Source organism: Paenibacillus sp. MAH-35 (assembly GCF_058135425.1).
This window is the reverse complement of sequence record NZ_JBYUPU010000024.1, coordinates 1-15,620: the sequence shown is the minus strand read 5'-3', so window position 1 is coordinate 15,620 and position 15,620 is coordinate 1. Positions and strand designations below refer to the sequence as shown.

The following is a 15,620-nucleotide window of genomic DNA, read 5'->3' as shown; positions in this document are numbered from 1 at the left end:
GTTACAAGGGGTCATCTCAAAAGGTTTGCCCCCTCTTCGAGCTGACGTCTTCGAGAAAAAGGACCTCATCCCCCACTTTACCGTGGAAGTTGAGGTCCTTTCGTTTTGGAAACCGGGGCATTCCTGTGCATGCTATTCGAACACTTCGAACACTTCCGGGACAGCTCCCGTCCGTTTTGAATCCTCAATCCGCCGATTTCTTTAAGTTCTCCAGCTCCGCTGTCACGCGTTCGATCATCAAGACGAATGAAGACAATTCCTTCGAGCTGGTCGCCTGCGTCCGGGCATGGGCAGCCGTCTGATCCGATTCGGTGCGAACACGCTCCAGCATCGAGCTGATCGTCCGCAGCTTGGTGTCGATCTGTACAAGCGCTTCCTTCGACCGGGACGCCAGCTTCCGCACTTCGCCCGCGACCACGTCGAAGCCGCGCCCGTGTTCGCCTGCCCGCGCCGCTTCGATCGCCGCATTCAAGCCGAGCAGATGCGTCTGGTCGGATATTTCCTGCATCAGCTCGCCCATCTCGTCGATTGCGTTAATCTCAGCCGTCAACTGCTTGACGAGCTCATTGGCGTGCTCCTGCGATGCGGCCGTGCGGTCCGCCGTTTCGGCGACGGCTTGGCTGCTCTCTCCCAGCTCCACCATCATAGCGGCCAGTTCCTGCACCGCTACGGTGATCCCCCGAAGCATCTCACTCTGATCCTGAGCCAGCTTCTCCAGCTTCTGCTGCTCGCTCATCTCATATGCTTCGAGCACAAGCTGAGAATCCAGATTGAACATTTTGGTCAGGGAGTAGATGACCTTCTGCCAATCGTTCGGCATAATCCGCTGAAATTGTTCCGTAGCGATCTGAAGATACAGCATGTACGTGCCCAAATACCAATCCGTGGTCAGACCGATCCGGGAGTGCACTTGGCCGACCATAATCCGGCGCTGAATATATTCCTCATCAATCGTTCCCGAGGCCATCGACACGAAATACCATCTCTGCGTTTCCTTCAGACGATCCAGCGTGCTGTGGGCCTGAATAATCCGCTGCAGGGCGGGCTGTTTCGTAATCCGGTCGTACAATTCATCGACCAGAACGTTAACCACCTGTTCAAATTGCTCTTTTTTGGAATGCAGCAAAGCCAGATCGGCATCGGTCAATCCGATATAAGCCACCTGCTGCTGCCGGGCTCCGGTTAAAGCGATCACATGAAACTCCCCCCGTCGATGTCGATATATGCGGTGATATACGACATAGTTCGACTCGGAGCGCTTATATTCCTCCCGGCCGCTGTGACATTTGCCACTTATCTTTTCGCGGTATTCATTCGCGGTTTAGAACAACGGGGCCAGCAGCCGGGCCGCCAGCTCCTTCGCCCGCTCGTATTTGGAGCGCCGTTCGAATTCGGACAGCAGGATCTCCTTGCTGTTGCGCATATCCGTCATAAAATCCCGCTCCAGACGGGCAATCGTGTCCCGGTCGTACAAAACGGCCATAATCTCGAAATTGCTGAAAAAGCTGCGCATGTCCATATTCGCCGTTCCTACCGTAGCAAGCAGCCGGTCGATGATCAACGTTTTAGCATGGACGAAGCCTTTCTGATACTGGTAAAACCGGACGCCCGCCTGTATCAGCTCGTGTACGTACGACATCGAAGCCCAGTGAATGATTCTGGCGTCAGGCACGCCGGGCAAAATAATCCGCACATCGACTCCACTGACCGCCGCCGTCTTCAGTGCCATGGCAATACTTGGGTCCGGGATAAAATAAGGGGTCGTGATATAGATCCGGCTCCGCGCCGCCGTCATCGCTCCGAAAAACACTTCCTGCACCGCATACCAGGGAGCGTCGGGACCGCTTGCAATCAGTTGCACGGTCTCCTCCCCCATGCATTCGTGCTCCGGCAAATACATCGGGTCCAGCAGCGTCTTGCCGCTCGCAAACACCCAGTCGGTAGCAAATGTATGCTGCAAATAATAGACGCTGTCTCCTCCGAGCCGGATATGTGTATCGCGCCAATAGCCGAGAGCCGGGTCGGCCCCCAAATATTCGTCCCCGATATTGATCCCGCCCAAGAAGCCGACCGTCCCGTCGACAACGACTATTTTGCGGTGGTTGCGGTAGTTCAGCCGCTTGTCAAAAAACGCGATCAGCGGAGGCAGGAAGCCGTACACTTCCACCCCCGCCCGCTTCAATTCCTTCACGTAACGCCCGCTCAGCTTATAGCTGCCGACCCCGTCATACAGCAGACGAACCGGTACGCCTTCCGCCGCCTTGCGCATCATCAGTTGCTGGAACTTCTTCCCGATCTCATCGTCCCGCACGATGTAATACTCGACATGAATAAAGGAGCGGGCCTGTTCCATCGCCGCCAAGATCGCTTCGTATGTAGATTCGCCGTCGCTGTAGATCTCGACGCTGTTGCAAGCCATGATCGGCGAGCCGGGTATGTTGTTCAGCAAGCCGAGCAGCCGGTGCTCGCCGTAAATATCGCAGCGCCGGACCGCATCCCCGGGCCCCGCCTTGCGTGCCTTGTGCCAGAGAGCACGCCTGATTTCCGCAATGACCCGGCGTTCCTTGCGTCGCATCTGTTTGCGCCTCGTATACTTTTTAGCCAGAAAGTAATACATGATAAAGCCGATGATCGGCAGAACGAACAAGACGGATAGCCACGCCACTGCCTTGGCCGGATTGCGGAATTCCAAGAGCAGGATGGTGGCGATTTGAAATATAAACAATCCGAGCGCGAGTGTCAGCCACATCATAAGTATCCTCCTCGGATGTCCGCATTTGCGGGCTCCGGCTCCGAGTTCGGGCCGCACTTTCTAGCATATACGTTCGCGCTTCCGCCTATTCTCCTTTCCGGATTTTTCTCCCGTCCGGCGTTCCTCCGCCACGCTTCCATATCCAGTAAGCAGCCGCGCCGATCACTGCAGTGGCAATCAGGCTTCCTTCCGCTCCGAACGCCCCTCCCGACAGCGCGGCTGGTCCCGACGATTCGAGCCTCAGCACCGACTCGACATCCGTCCCCGATACTTCGAAGCCGTATACGTTGCCCTGGACGAAGTTCCAGGTCCAGTGAAGTCCGATTGGAAGCCATAGGCCTCCCGTCACCTCCCGGCTGATCCCGAACAGCAAGCCGGCCGCGAAAATATTAATCAAGGGCAGCGGATTCGCCAGCGCTCCCGGATTAAAGGCATGCAGAACGGAAAAAAACAGGGATGAGCAAATAATCGCGGCCGCCGGACCGAACCGGTGGCGAATGACGCCCTGCACATACCCGCGGCTGAACAGCTCTTCATTAATCGCCACAAGAGCAAACAGCAGCAAGTAGCCGGCAAGCTCCGTCCATACAGCCGCACCGGTCGCGACTCCCGTAATCCGGACCGATTGGACGGCCAACATGAGAACGAATACGATGCTGATCAGCACGATGCCGAGTACCGAGCCTCTCAGCAGCTCTTTCATCGCTCCGCGCTGTCTCCAGCCGAGCGACCAGCCTGCCTTCCTGTCGAATAGAACAAACATGAGCGGCACCGCGGCCATAAATCCCGCCGCCTGGGCGATCATCGAACCGTACGTAAACGACGGATCGCTCAGCATCGCATCCAGCGTCCAATCGCCGCTTCCCGTCAGGCCGACTACGGCTACAACCGGAATCATCGCGACCAGCGTCAGCAGAAACGCGAAGATGAACGCAAGCGCAATCTTACCGATGACGATACCGGCATATTTGGTCATATGCATAAGTTTGAACTCCCTCCGATTCGTTTTCCAGAGTTTTCCCATTCTTTATTGTACACATCCCGTCTTGCCCGCGCTATAAGGGGGTGTGAATGACGTACGGCTGGACCAACGACGGAAAAGTCATAGGAGCGAGGTGATCGCAGTCATAGATCGGTCATATGAACTGCTGGCCGGCGGCACTACCCGAACCGCTTCCTGATCGGTTACAATACAAGGGAACATAAGACCGTGCAGGCACACACAACGGATGACCCGCCGAGCGGCGTAGGGAATAGAGGATTGCAGTTAGGAGCTACCCGGGATGATGGTGGAACGGAAACCGTGGCATTGGATCGAATGGATGCTTTTTATCGTATACACGTTATGGATTGCGCTTGGGATGGCTTATTTGTTTTTCAAGCCGGACATTTTCGGAGACATCCCCTTTTTCACGATGTTCGGGCTGCTGCTCGCTTCCTACTCGGTTCCGCTTGTTTTCTGGCGGCCCGGGTATACGAATAAACCGGGGTTTGCAGCCGCGGTATTTCTAACGAGCGGATTTATGCAGTTTTACCTGGTCGCCAAGGTGGGACAGGACACGAGCCTGATTCTGATCCCTACTTTGCTCGTCGGCTTTTTGTCGAACCGCAAATTGCTGCCGTTCACGGGCGTGCTCTTCGTTATGTGTTTCCCGTTAATGATCGGGGTGCTGATTCACGATAATCACTTCATCTCCTTTCTGGAGCGGCTGATCGATTTCGCCATGCTGTTCGGAATCGGCGTAGCGCTTCAACGGATGCTTACTTCCAATATGCAATTACAAAAGGTGCTCGACGAAAACGCCACGTTATACGAGCTGATCCGCGAACAAAATAAAGTGCTCGAGCAGTATGCGAGCCAGATCGAACATATTACGCTGCTCGAGGAACGCAACCGGCTGGCCGTCGAGCTTCACGATACGGTCGGGCATACGTACACCTCCGTCATCATGGGCATGGACGCCGTCTCGTATCTGATGGAGGCGGCGCCGGAGAAAGCCAAGGAGAAGCTCGACGTGCTGCGTGACGTAACCCGCAGCGGGCTGGACGAGATCCGCCGGAGCATCCATCAGATATCGCCCAATGAAGACGACGAGACCGTCTCGCAGCGCCTGTCCCGGCTCGCCCGGGAGTTCGGCACCCACACGGGAACGCGTGTCGTCTTCCGGACCCAGGGAGTCGAAGCGAACGTTCCGAAGCAGACCCGTCTGACGCTTGTCCGTTGTCTGCAGGAATCGCTCACCAACGCCAAACGGCACGGCATGGCCCAGTCGATTCAGATCGCCCTGCTGTTCGAGCCTCACCAGCTGTTGCTTGAAGTGCAGGATGACGGCAAGGGGAACGAAGGTCTGCACAGGGGATTCGGACTCCGCGGCATGGAGGAAAGATTGTCCGCCCTGCAGGGCACGCTGCAGATCGACTCGCGGGAAGGCGAGGGCACGACCGTTATATGCAAAGTTCCGCTGGCGGCGGGGCCTTGACCGGCTGGCTGACGGCCGGGCGCGCGCCTGCCCATGATAGATAGCCCAATCCAACCTAAAAGGAGAGCGATGATGGATGAACGGTAAAGAAATCAAGCTGCTGCTTGTCGACGATCAGGACCTGATCCGGGAAAGTCTGCATATTGTGCTTGATATGGACCCGGATATCGAGGTCGTCGGCATGGCGGAGAACGGCCGGATTGCCTTGGACTGTATCGAGTCCGTTCGCCCCAACGTCGTGCTGATGGACGTGCGCATGCCGGAGATGGACGGCGTCAGAGCGACCCGCGAGCTGAAAACCCGCTGGCCGGATATCCGCGTTATTATTTTGACGACCTTTCAGGAGATCGATTACGTCGTCGAAGCGCTGGGAGCCGGGGCCGAAGGTTATTTGCTCAAAGCCATTCATCCGAAGGAGCTGGCGGAAGGCATCAAGTGGGTGCACCGGGGAGGAACGCTTATTCCTCAAGATATCGCCAAAATGCTCGTATCCCGGCTGCAGTCCAGCGGATCGGCCGATCCGTCGTGCGAAGCGGACGAGCGCGGACGCGATACGCCGGGAAGCTACGGGTTGAGCGACCGGGAGCTGCAGGTGCTGCAGTGCGTATCGGATGGGCTGTCGAACCGGGAGATCGCCGAGAAGCTGTATTTGTCGGAAGGAACGGTCAAAAACTACATCTCCAGCATTTATTCCAAGATGGACGTACGCGACCGGGTGCAAGCCGCACGCAAAGCTCACGATGAAGGCATCGTGTAGCCTGTAGAGCAGCAGGTTCGAACGTAAGGCGGTGCCGACAGAAGCCTGTGCACAGCGCGCACAGCGGAGCTTTTTTATGGTATGATGAGGGCCGGAGGGGACATCATGAACATTTCTCAAAGCTACCGTTCGCGGAAATATTTGTTTACGATTTTGCTGTCCGTATCGGTGCTGCTTGTCGTCGTGCTGATCGGCGCAACTGTAACTTTGTATGCACATACCGAGAAAACGGTGCTCCGTATCCAGCAAAGCGCCAACGAGAAAATGTTGTCCCAGACCGTGTACAGCGTAGACTCGGCGAACGAGCTGGTCAAAAACGCGGCAATCTCCGCCTATTTCGATCCGGATATTAATAGTTTGATGAATAACGACATTACCAAAACCTACACGTTGTATCAACATATTGCCGGACTGGAGCGGGTCGCCAAATCGTTCCCGTTCCTGCACTCCGTCGCCGTCTATAATTCCGTAAACGGCTGTTACTATTCCTATGCGCCAAACGCCATCCTCCCCTGCACGACGGAAGGCATCAACGGCACGATCGACCAGTACCGGAAAGCCAATCCCGATATTCCCACGCTGAAGCTCATTCCGGTATCCACCCGCGCGACACCGGACGGACAAAGCGAGATCGACTTTTTCTCCTTCTTCTTATTCGGCTCCAAAGCTTCCACGAGCGGAACGTACAGCGCTGTCATCGTGAATGTGAAGCCGGACTGGCTGTTCGCCCAGCTCGAAGCGATCAGCAAGCTGAACGACGGCGGCAGCGGCCGGCTGCTGCTTATGAACGGCGACGGGTACATGTACGATCCGGAAGCGAAGCGGTGGACGACGGGCGACGGTCTCAGCCATACCGTCCGGGAACGCATGAACGAAACGGGTACGACCGCCAATCTGTTCGTCAGCGGCAGCGGCAGCAGCAAATCGATCGTCTCCTACATGGCCTCGAAAGCGAACGACTGGTCTGTCGTCAGCCTGCAGCCTTACGATCAAGTATTCCGGGATATTTTGCGGATGCGGTGGATCTCGTTTTCCCTGATCGGCTTGTTCATCCTGATCTCTCTGGCCGGCTCGGTGCTAATTTCCTTCAAGCTGTACCGTCCGATCGAGATGCTGCTGCGTACGATACGCGGCCAGCTCCGCGAGACAGCCCCGGGGCCCGAAGGCCGGAAGGATGAGTGGGCGTATATATCCGGCGCGTTCCAGACGGCGATCGGTAAAATGCAGGCTTTAGCGTCGGAGCAGCAAGCTCAGGGACGCATCGTCCAGACGTATTTGTTCAAAAAGTGGATGACCGACAGCGGAGGCTTGTCTCCGCTGGATCTGATCGAAATCGAGGAGCAGTTGGACTTCCGGCTCGGGGATCGATCGAGGCTGCTCGTGGTGCAGCTGCTGTTCGATAACTACCGGGAATTCGCGGGACATGTCGAGGAGCGCGACCGGAGCGCCTACAAGTTTGCCGTAAGCAACATCGCCGGCGAGATGCTGTCGTCCCTGCACCGCACCGCCGTTATCGATATGAGCCACGACCATCTGGTCGCGCTGATCCGTCTGGACGATCCGGACGCAGACTGGACAGCTCCGCTGCAGGGCAAGCTTGCCGACATCCAGGAAACGGTGCAACGGTATTATCATATCTCGTTAACCGCCGCCGTAAGCTCCACCTGCGATCAATATCGCGACGTCAGCCGGTTGTACGGACAGACGATCGAGCTGGCCAAGTACAAGCTCATTTTCGGCCGCCAGGCCGTCATTACCCCCGAATCGGTAGAGCCGAACCGGCAAGCCGGGCAATACGAGCCTTCCCCCACACTCGAGAAAAAGCTTGCCGAGGCGCTCAAGTCGGGCAGCCGGGAGACCGCGTCCGCCTGTATCGACGAATGGTTCGGAACGATCCGCCGGCTGCACAGCGATCATATGGTGTACGGGCTGTTCCATCTGTCCGCCGTCCTGAGCCGGACGTTCGGAGAGATGAACGCCAGCCGGGTGCAGCAGCTTCCCTACGACTCGCAGCAAGCCGTCCAGCGTCTGGTCTCTGCGGAATCGCTGGACGAAGCGAAGCGTTACGTGCTGGACGCGATCGGCGAAGCGCTGAAGAGCAGCAAGGCAACTGCTGCCGAGCTGACTCACCGGCTGATGATCGATACCGTCAAAGAAATGGTGGACACCCGTTATGCGGACCCGGCCTTCTGCCTTCAGCAGGTCGCCACCGCCGTAAGAATGTCGCCCGCTCATGCAAGCAAGCTGTTTAAGCTGCAGGAGGGATTGTCGATTCCGGAATACATTACCGAGGTGCGGCTTCATCATGCGCTGCGTCTGCTCGCCCAGGAGGAATATAGCGTCAACACCGTTATGGAGAAGGTCGGCTTCGACAACCAGAGCTATTTCTTCCGTCTGTTCAAGAAAAAGTTCGGCACTACGCCGAAGGAATACCGGATGAAAAACGTACTGAACTAGCGGTTTTTTTCGATCGTGTACAGTAAATCGGCAAAAGTACAGTGCTTCCGGCCACCGTTTCGACGAAAGTACAGTTTGCAAGCGTTTCCTCATATGGCATGCTGGGTTCGTACACAACTAACAAGGAGGGTCCAGCTTGAAACCGAAATCCCGAACATGGAAGCCGCTTGCCGGAAGCTTGGCGCTGTCGCTCGCGCTCGCGGGCTGCGGCGGCCAACCGGCGGACAATTCGAACGGCGCAGGCGGTACGCCCGCCGCACAGCAGCCGGCAGGCAGTACGAAGGAGAAGCTGACGCTGAACTGGTTCGTCACAAGCGAGCCGAATACGAATTTGCCGAAAGACGACTTCGTGCTGAAGACGATTCAGGAGAAGTTTAATGTCGAGTTGAAGCTGCAGCATATGTCGCCCGGTACCGATTACGACAGCAAGATCAACGTCACCCTGGCCGGAGGCGATGCTCCGGACATGTTCTTCGCGACCGGCACCGCTTCGCAGAAGTTCGCCAAGGACGGCCTGCTCGCGGACTTGACTCCGTTCGTCAGCCCCCAGACGATGCCGAACTACTTCAAGTACTGGTTCGAAGAGAAAAACCTGAAGGCATACGGCGTGGAAAACGGCTTTTTCCGGGCTCCTTATCCGTACGCGACCCGGGCTTACCGTTCGTATTATGTGCGCAAGGACTGGCTAGACAAGCTGAATCTAAAAGTGCCGCAAACGTACGACGAGATGATGAATGTGATGCGGGCATTTACGTTTAACGATCCGGACGGCAACGGTAAGAAGGATACGTACGGCTTCTCGGCGGCCGGCAACGGAAAGCAGCTGTCCTACGATTTCCCGCAATGGATCAAAAACGGCCTGATCGGCGGCTTTATGCTGGAGGGCGACCAGTTCGTCGATACGCAGTCGGATATCCGGCTGGCGAAAGTATTCGACGAGGTCGTCGAGATGATGAAGGAAGGGATCGTCGATCCGGACTGGTTCCTGAACAAAGGGACGCAGCATATCGACAAGGCGGTTCAGGGCAAGGTAGGCATCATCCTGCTTGATGAGAAGTTTGCGCTCGACAGCCTGGCGACCAGCTACCATAACAAAACGAAATCGATTAATCCGAACGCCGACTGGGTTCCATTCCACCCGTTTAAAGACACGGGCGTCTGGACCGAAAACGTGCCGGGCTCTCCGTTCCTGTTCCCAAGCTCGGTGGCGGCCAAAGCTCCGGAGAAAGTCAAGCGCAGCGTCGAGATTCTCGATTACTTGGCCAGTCCGGAAGGCTTCCTGCTGACCCACTACGGCCAGGAGGGCAAGCATTACACGAAAAACGGCGATACGATCACGCTGAACAAAGCCGCCATCAAATCGGATATTATCGATAAGGGCGATTTCCTGAATATCTGGAACTTCTTCACACGCGTTAACGAGCCGGAGCGTGTCGGCTTGACGGTCGTCGATCCAGATATGACCGACCGCGACCGTCAAATTTTGCAGACGATCAAGTCTTACAAGTACATTCCATCGATCCAGATCAGCGCGGCGCCGCCAGCCGGAGTTAATATCGGCGACTTCCGCACGAAGCTGTATGAATACCATGCCAAGCTGCTGTTCGAAGAAAAATCAGGCGCCAACTGGCCCAAATACCGCGAAGAAATCATGACCAAATATCGCGGCAAGGAAACGTTCGACTTCTACGCCAAGCAAGTCAGCGAGGCGCTGGGCAAAACGTACGTGTTCAAATAAATCAAAATCGGTTGCGTTTCGGCTGTTGCACGGCTATCCCATACCCCATGCTGCGGCGCTCTAACCTCCTTCCGGATGACCGGCAGGAGGTTTTTGCTGCTCTGCGTTTATTATTCGCATGGAATCCTTTACAATGGATAACAACGATAGAAGCCAATGAACTCAGGCATTCATTGGCTTCAAAAGATTAACTCTCCTTTTTGATTTGGAGCGATTATAATAAGGGGCTTGGATTCGTCCGGCCAGCGGCAATCGCCTTTTCAAAACGCACAAACAACAGCTCTGTCCGAAGCTCATTGCTAATATCGTTAATCGCCGCCATAATATCTTCCGCCGTGTTGACATCGCAGCTTTGACCGTGCTTATAGGTGTGATCCATACAAACTTGCAAGTAAGCGTCGGCTGTCCGAATTTGCTGCAACAGTCTTGTTTCTTTTTCGTTCAGCTTTTGGCATGCGCTTTGTACCGATTCCATTTGCTTGCCTCCATGAATCTTGTATTGCCAGGTAATTCCGTGACGCCGTAACGTTACACTTTCATTATATGACGTTATAGCGTTACAATCAACTGTTTTTTTGAAGATTTTAATCTGAATGTCTATATATCGTATTTGTGGCCTGAAAGGTGGAGTAAGATGAAAATTAGACTGAGATTGCAAGAAATATTAGATGAGCGAAATATGTCACAGCGACAGTTGGCCGTTATAACGAATATGAGGCCAGGAACGATCAACCATTTGTGCCGGGGGACCACGGACCGGATCTACCTTAGTACTCTGGAAGAAATCTGCAGAGCACTAGGCATCCATATTCACCAGCTTATCGAACAAGTGGATGATGGATCGACCTTATGAAAATCAAAATTCGCCTTCGTGAGATATTGGCCGAACGGAAAATGTCGCAAAGACAATTGGCCGCTCTAATGAATATTCGTCCGAATACAATTAACCATTTATGTTCCGACAAAGTAGACCGTGTCTATTTGCGCACTCTGGAACAGGTGTGCGAGACACTGAACATCCGTATTCATGAACTGTTGGTACACGAGGAACTGCCCAACGCGAAGTCCCCCACTTCAAACACAGAAGGAAAGAAAGGAATCTCCGATGAACATCACCTATAACCAATTCCTCATTAGCGACGATAAAAGCTTGCTGCAGCTCGACGCGATCTGCGGCTTTCTAGGCCGAAGCTACTGGGCCGACCGCAGGAGCCGGGAAACCATTGCCAAATCGATCGAGAACTCGCTCTGCTACGGGATTTACGACGGCGGGAAGCAGATCGGATTTGCAAGGGTCGTCACCGATTATGCTACCATGTACTGGCTGTGCGACGTGTACGTCGATGAAACCTACCGCGGAACCGGCATCGGCAAAAAATTGATCGAAAGCATCACATCTTCGGAAGAGCTGAGCGGTTTGTCGGGCATATTAGGTACGAAAGACGCACACAGTCTGTACGAGCAGTACGGCTTTGTCCGCATCCCCGACCGATTTATGAGGAAATTCCCGGGCTGATCCGTATTTTACTTATACGGACTGGGGAGCCTCCTCTCCGATCCGGCAGCCGGAATTTACGAGAAAGGAATGGATCAGATGGAACAGTGGGAGTACAAAACATGGAAGTACAAGACAGGCGGATTTCTCGGAGGCAAAATAGACGAGGAAGAGTTCGACGCCCAACTGAACCAGTTCGGCAAAGAAGGCTGGGAGCTTGTTTCCTGCTTCGATACTAGTGTGTACCAAGGGCAATCGAGAGATATTGTCGTCGTATTTAAAAGAAGACGGCGGTAGAAGTCTTACAGGTTAAAATGTTCAAGCAAGGCGTCTTACAAAGGTCCCCCTTCCCGGCTTTCATGTTGAGCTGTCGTGTTGGGGGACCTTTTGTTTTTGAATCCACTCTCCCAGACTGATAATATAGCATATAGGCAGATTCATCCCAGTGCCCTGCTAGACTTGGCACGCAGCTCGGATGACGTTCCTGCTGGCGGCACACAAATTCCGACAGAAAGGGTAGCACGACTATGGACAAAATCTCGATAGGACGCATGGCCGAGCTTTGCCAGACGACCGTACAAACGCTTCGGCACTACGACCGGATCGGCTTGTTAAAGCCGGATTACGTGGACGAGATGTCCGGCTACCGCTACTACTCGATCGGCCAATGCGCCCGCTTGGATATGATTATGTATATGAAATATTTGGGCATCTCCCTCGACACGATCAAAGACCGGCTCGATTCGGATAACCTCGGCATCGTACCCGGCTTGCTTCAGCAGCAGGCCGACCTGATCGACAGCAAGCTGGAGCAGCTGCAGCACATGAAACAAGCCGTCCAGCTCAGCATCGACAATTACAACATCGTTCTGAACGCGCCTCCGAACGGCCGAATCGAGATCCAACGGTTACCCGAACGTAAAATGTACGTATATAACGGGAAAATCGATATTTACAGCCATACGTTGGACGTGTTCGAATATATGCTTCGGGAGCTGCGGAAGCAGGCGAACGTCCGTCATTTACCGATGACGTATTTCTGCAATGTCGGGTCGCTGATCCGGCGATCGGCGCTCTTGCAGCATTCTTTCGTCTCAACGGAACTATTCGTATTCGTGAACAACGATTTCCCCGACTCCGAAGGGATCGAGACAATCCCCGAGAGCGATTACGCGTGCACGTACTGCAGCGACTTTTTCAGCGAGCGGGATTATGCGGACAGACTGCGGGAGTATATTACAGAACATGGATACGAGATCGCGGGCGATTACGTTTGCGAAGTTGTGGCGGATCTGCATATTATTCCGCAGCAGCAGCGCAATATGTTTATGAAGTTGCAAATTCCGGTCCGCAAGGGTTGACTCTATTCTTACTATAGAGTTTATCATAGAGTCATGAGGAGCTCCCATTTCGTATTATCTGTCTTGTGAAAAAAAGAACAACCTAGGAGGGAACGCTATGTTGGAGAAAGTAAGAGTCATTCAATACGGCTGCGGCAAGATGGGGATTTACTTCCTGCGGTATCTGGTCGAGAAAGGCGCTGAAATCGTAGGCGCCATCGATAACAACCCGAAGCTGGCCGGCAAAGACGTCGGAGAAATTGCCGGACTTCCGATGAAGCTGAACGTACCTGTCCGATCCGATGCAGAAGCGGTATTCCAGGAGTGTGACGCTCATGTCTGCATTATCGCTACGACTAGCCTGATGTCGGATACTTACAACGCGTTCGAGCTGGCTGCCAGACACGGCGTAAATGCGATCAGCACTTGTGAAGAAGCGCTGTATCCGTGGACGACATCGCCGACGCTTACGAACCGGCTGGACGCTCTCGCCAAACAAAACGGCTGCACATTGACCGGATCGGGCTACCAGGACGTATTCTGGGGCAATCTGATTACCGCACTGGCCGGTGCCACTCACCGGATAGACCGGATTGAAGGCAGATCCAGCTACAACGTCGAGGAATACGGCATTGCTCTCGCCCAAGTCCATGGGGCGGGCTTGACAGCTGCGGAGTTTGATGAGCAGATCGCTCGCAACGACGCGCTCCCTTCGTTCATGTGGAACGCCAACGAATGGCTGTGTTCGCAGTTCGGCTGGACGATCCGCTCGACCGAGCAGAAGCTGGTACCGACGACACACGACAAGAATCTATACTCGTCGACGCTGGGCAAGACGATCCCCGCAGGCGATGCGACGGGCATGACCGCCATCGTAACGACCGTTACGCAACAGGGACCGGTTATCGTGACGGAATGTATTGGCAAAGTGTATGCAGAAGGCGAAGTGGACCGCAACGACTGGACGATCAAGGGCGAACCGGATACGGAGCTGAAGATCGCGCGGCCGGCTACGGTTGAATTAACGTGTGCGACAGTCGTCAACCGTATTCCGGATCTGCTCAAGGCTCCCGCCGGCTTCTATACGACAGAAAAAATGGCGCCTGCCCGATACCGGACGTACCCTCTTCACTATTACGTCTAAGCCTCGCACCCTATCGCTCTAAGGATGATGCGTCAATATTGCGCTTGCCCGGCCCTCATGAAACCAGGGGACCGGGCTTTGTTCTGGTGCCGCATCCCTATCGTCGTCTGATTTAATTTGTTCGTTCCGTTAAGGTAGTAGTAACATCCGGCAAGAGGGGTTCTCCATCAAGTCAGGCCGAACCCACATACCGATCTCTCGCCGCACCTAACCCAAATCCCCCGAGCAACACCGCTATGCCGACTAAAGTTACAAGCGGAACCTTCCAGCCATTGGTTACGTCGTGCAACAATCCGAAGAGGGTCGGACCGCCGGCGGCGAGCAAGTACCCGACAGATTGAGCCATACCGGACAGAGCCGCAGCTTGACGGGCATTTTGGGTACGCAGTCCAAAAAACATCATGGATAAACCAAAGGCAAAACCTCCCCCGATGCCCAGTACGACGATCCATGCCACCATCCAACCCGGATTTCCGGCAAGCAACCCGCTCGTACCGCTAATAAGCAAAATCGACATAATAATGACCAGGGAACGTTGACTGGACAAGCGGCCGGCTACGATCGGGACTATAAACGTGAACGGAAGCAGCGCTAATTGCATAATGGACAGATACCAGCCCGATTGATTTGCACTTACGCCTTGCTGTACCAAAAGTTCGGGCAGCCATGCGATCAGTACATAAAAAAGCGTCGATTGCAAACCCATAAATAACGTGACCTGCCAGGCCAGCGCGGAGCGCCATACGTTCACGGTACCCCCGTCCGATTGATTCGAGACAGCGGCCGAACCCGCCTGGCGGCGCCGTTTCATATAAGGCAGCCAGCATACGAGGGACACGATGCTCAGCAGTCCCCATACGCCCAGCGCCCCTTGCCATCCGAGTCCCAGTCCGACTGCGACCGGAACGCTTATGCCGGAAGCGATCGCTCCGAATAAGTTCATGGAGATGGAGTACATCCCCGTCATAAGGCCGATTCGTTTGGGAAACTCCCGCTTGATCAGGCTGGGCAGCAATACGTTGCATACGGAAATAGCCAGTCCCAGCACGGCCGTCCCGATAAATAATGCGGCAACTCCTGACAAAGAACGCAACGTAATACCGGCCGTTAAGCCCAGAATAGATAGAAAGATAAGGAGCTCCACTCCGATTTTATGTCCCAATCTCGGCACAAAGGGTGAAAACAGCGCAAAAGCCAGCAGCGGCACCGTAGTAATCAAACCGGCCGATGTATTCGAAATATGCAAATGGTCTTTGATAAGGCCGACTAAAGGCCCCACCGAAGTTAGGGGAGCCCGCAAATTGACGGCAATACAAACGATCGCCGCCACAATTACCCAAGCTGCGGATACACGGGTGTTTGAAGATTGTTGATTATGTGGATGCTCCTTTAGCCGATGATCTGCTGATCTCATAAAATATCCTCCTGATCTTTCAAATAAAATGGTATATTATAAT

Annotated in this window: 15 protein-coding genes; 10 read left to right on the top strand and 5 right to left on the bottom strand. The window is 54.5% G+C overall.

From position 1 onward, the window contains the following. Window positions 1-184: 184 nt before the first annotated feature. The 3 genes from AC3Y2E_RS22275 to AC3Y2E_RS22265 form a co-directional block, all read right to left on the bottom strand. Window positions 185-1,195 carry a protoglobin domain-containing protein gene (locus AC3Y2E_RS22275; RefSeq protein ID WP_379214263.1) on the bottom strand — a complete coding sequence of 337 codons (1,011 nt, stop codon included), beginning with the start codon at window positions 1,193-1,195 and terminating at the stop codon, window positions 185-187. A gap of 126 nt (window positions 1,196-1,321) precedes the next feature. After that, a complete protein-coding gene (cls, locus tag AC3Y2E_RS22270; RefSeq protein ID WP_379214261.1) occupies window positions 1,322-2,752 on the bottom strand; it encodes a cardiolipin synthase in 1,431 nt (476 codons plus the stop codon). Between the two features lie 85 nt (window positions 2,753-2,837). Further along, complete coding sequence (locus AC3Y2E_RS22265; RefSeq protein WP_379214259.1) at window positions 2,838-3,734, bottom strand: CPBP family intramembrane glutamic endopeptidase; 897 nt, start codon at window positions 3,732-3,734, stop codon at window positions 2,838-2,840. A gap of 301 nt (window positions 3,735-4,035) precedes the next feature. Here AC3Y2E_RS22265 and AC3Y2E_RS22260 point away from each other — a divergent pair, with 301 nt between their 5' ends. From AC3Y2E_RS22260 to AC3Y2E_RS22245, 4 genes are all read left to right on the top strand, one after another. Then, window positions 4,036-5,232, top strand: a complete 1,197-nt coding sequence (locus AC3Y2E_RS22260) for a sensor histidine kinase (RefSeq protein ID WP_379214257.1) — start codon at window positions 4,036-4,038, stop codon at window positions 5,230-5,232. Between the two features lie 76 nt (window positions 5,233-5,308). Then, window positions 5,309-5,989: a response regulator transcription factor gene (locus tag AC3Y2E_RS22255; RefSeq protein ID WP_379214255.1), complete on the top strand. Its 681-nt coding sequence runs from the start codon at window positions 5,309-5,311 to the stop codon at window positions 5,987-5,989. A gap of 105 nt (window positions 5,990-6,094) precedes the next feature. After that, window positions 6,095-8,446: a helix-turn-helix domain-containing protein gene (locus AC3Y2E_RS22250; RefSeq protein WP_379214253.1), complete on the top strand. Its 2,352-nt coding sequence runs from the start codon at window positions 6,095-6,097 to the stop codon at window positions 8,444-8,446. Between the two features lie 136 nt (window positions 8,447-8,582). Then, on the top strand, window positions 8,583-10,184 hold the full coding sequence (locus AC3Y2E_RS22245; protein WP_379214251.1) for an extracellular solute-binding protein: 1,602 nt from the start codon (window positions 8,583-8,585) through the stop codon (window positions 10,182-10,184). Window positions 10,185-10,398: 214 nt separating this feature from the next. Here the strand turns inward: AC3Y2E_RS22245 and AC3Y2E_RS22240 are convergent, their stop codons facing one another. Then, window positions 10,399-10,659, bottom strand: coding sequence for a hypothetical protein (locus AC3Y2E_RS22240; protein ID WP_379214249.1), 261 nt, complete (start codon window positions 10,657-10,659; stop codon window positions 10,399-10,401). A 159-nt stretch (window positions 10,660-10,818) separates the two neighbouring features. Between AC3Y2E_RS22240 and AC3Y2E_RS22235 the strand changes: the two genes are divergently transcribed. From AC3Y2E_RS22235 to AC3Y2E_RS22210, 6 genes are all read left to right on the top strand, one after another. Next, on the top strand, window positions 10,819-11,037 hold the full coding sequence (locus AC3Y2E_RS22235; RefSeq protein WP_379214247.1) for a helix-turn-helix domain-containing protein: 219 nt from the start codon (window positions 10,819-10,821) through the stop codon (window positions 11,035-11,037). Beyond that, window positions 11,034-11,306: a helix-turn-helix domain-containing protein gene (locus tag AC3Y2E_RS22230; RefSeq protein WP_379214245.1), complete on the top strand. Its 273-nt coding sequence runs from the start codon at window positions 11,034-11,036 to the stop codon at window positions 11,304-11,306. Before AC3Y2E_RS22235 ends, AC3Y2E_RS22230 begins: the two co-directional genes overlap by 4 nt. Beyond that, window positions 11,290-11,700: a GNAT family N-acetyltransferase gene (locus AC3Y2E_RS22225; protein WP_379214242.1), complete on the top strand. Its 411-nt coding sequence runs from the start codon at window positions 11,290-11,292 to the stop codon at window positions 11,698-11,700. Before AC3Y2E_RS22230 ends, AC3Y2E_RS22225 begins: the two co-directional genes overlap by 17 nt. A gap of 69 nt (window positions 11,701-11,769) precedes the next feature. Beyond that, window positions 11,770-11,976: a DUF4177 domain-containing protein gene (locus AC3Y2E_RS22220; RefSeq protein ID WP_379214240.1), complete on the top strand. Its 207-nt coding sequence runs from the start codon at window positions 11,770-11,772 to the stop codon at window positions 11,974-11,976. Window positions 11,977-12,206: 230 nt separating this feature from the next. Beyond that, window positions 12,207-13,040 (top strand): MerR family transcriptional regulator, encoded by an 834-nt coding sequence (locus tag AC3Y2E_RS22215; protein WP_379214238.1) that lies wholly within the window; start codon window positions 12,207-12,209, stop codon window positions 13,038-13,040. Between the two features lie 97 nt (window positions 13,041-13,137). After that, window positions 13,138-14,163 carry an NAD(P)H-dependent amine dehydrogenase family protein gene (locus AC3Y2E_RS22210; protein ID WP_379214236.1) on the top strand — a complete coding sequence of 342 codons (1,026 nt, stop codon included), beginning with the start codon at window positions 13,138-13,140 and terminating at the stop codon, window positions 14,161-14,163. A 172-nt stretch (window positions 14,164-14,335) separates the two neighbouring features. Here the strand turns inward: AC3Y2E_RS22210 and AC3Y2E_RS22205 are convergent, their stop codons facing one another. Beyond that, a complete protein-coding gene (locus AC3Y2E_RS22205) occupies window positions 14,336-15,577 on the bottom strand; it encodes a CynX/NimT family MFS transporter (RefSeq protein WP_379214234.1) in 1,242 nt (413 codons plus the stop codon). Between the last annotated feature and the right edge of the window lie 43 nt (window positions 15,578-15,620).